Source organism: Methylobacter sp. BlB1, assembly GCF_015476545.1.
Lineage (GTDB): Bacteria > Pseudomonadota > Gammaproteobacteria > Methylococcales > Methylomonadaceae > Methylobacter.
In genome coordinates this window covers 1-1,477 of sequence record NZ_JADMKV010000158.1, presented here as the reverse complement: position 1 = coordinate 1,477, position 1,477 = coordinate 1, and the positions used below count along the sequence as shown (strand labels likewise).

The 1,477-nt window shown below is 55.2% G+C and carries 1 protein-coding gene; it reads left to right on the top strand.

The features are described from left to right. Positions 1-336 precede the first annotated feature (336 nt). Positions 337-1,128 (top strand): iron export ABC transporter permease subunit FetB, encoded by a 792-nt coding sequence (gene fetB, locus IT781_RS21780; RefSeq protein WP_194972268.1) that lies wholly within the window; start codon positions 337-339, stop codon positions 1,126-1,128. Positions 1,129-1,477: the final 349 nt, after the last annotated feature.

Here is a 1,477-nt window from a genome sequence, read left to right as displayed (position 1 = left end):
CCAAAGGGACAGGAGTCCCTTTTGGCAACCCCTGTTAAAAGTGAGGAGCGCAGGAGATAAGCGGCAACCGGGTCGCCTTTTCTTTGGTTACTTTCTTTTCGACTGCATGGATGCAGGAGGTAGAGCAATGCAGGAGCAATTGCCGAGGCGACGCAAAAGAAAGTAACTCGCCTTCGGGTGCGACAAATCGGCAGGAGGCCGATTTGCACGACCTCGTCGCCTGCCAAGGCGAAAAACAGGGATGTTTTTCGTGAAACCCGATTCAAACAACCGTCGCGCCAGCGACACTTTAATTAAATCTCAACTGACTGCATAACATCAGTTAGGTAAACCGCAATGGAAACACTGGATATCACCCTCCCCCGGATGGCGCTGCTATACGGCCTCTGTCTGCTGCCCTGGTTGCTGCTCTGGCTGATAGGCCTTCGCTTGAGCCGGGATATCGGCATCAGCATTTTGCGCATGACTGTCCAGTTATCGCTGGTCGGGATTTATCTGAAAGCGCTGTTCGACCTTAACAATCCCTGGCTCAACGGCTTATGGATACTGCTGATGCTGATGGTCGCCGATTTAAGCATCCTGCAGCGCGCAGGGCTCAAGGCGCGCTATTTCTTCCTGGCCACTCTGACGGCGATTGCCTCCAGCGTCATAGTCTCGACCGCTTATCTGGTGATGCTGGTGATCCAGCCGGCGCTTTATTACGACGCACGCTACATCGTGCCGCTGGCCGGCATGATTCTGGGCAATTGCCTGCAAGGCAATGTCATCGCGCTGGAACGGTTCTATTCCGCGTTGCGGAAAAACGAGCAGGAATACGAGACTTTCCTGATGCTGGGCGCGACGCGCTGGGAAGCGGTCCGGCCTTACTTCCGCTCAGCCATCAAGGCCGCCCTCAATCCGACCATCGCCGGCATGGCCACCATGGGATTGGTTTCCTTGCCCGGCATGATGACCGGCCAGATCCTGGGCGGCAGCGAGCCCTGGATCGCCGTGAAATACCAGATCGCCATCATGATCTGTATTTTTGCCAGCACCGCCATTGCCAGCATCATCAATCTGAGGCTCAGCCTGAATATTGCATTCGATGCGTTCGATGTCCTGAAGACTGAAGTGATTGAGAAGCGCTAATCGGGATCGATAACCGCTTTGTGCCTTTTCCTCTTCGAGAAAAGGAGAACCCGGACCTGTAATGTAGGAGCGAATTCACTTGTGCCCCTTGCGGGTATTCGCACTGCCTGTCTATCTCGGCTGTTCCGGGGCGAGTGAATCCGATCCTACAACTGCGTCATCAGCCTGTGTAGGCTGGGTTGGAGCTTTAGCGGAAACCCGGTATGGACGGCCGAAATGCTGGGTTTAGCAGCCTGGCCTACCCCGCTGCCCTGCCAAAATCAAGCCTCAAAAGGTACGCGATGCGTACCCTACGGATGGGGAGACTCCAAATGCCGGGTTTAGCAACCCAGCCTACCGCCGCTAAAAG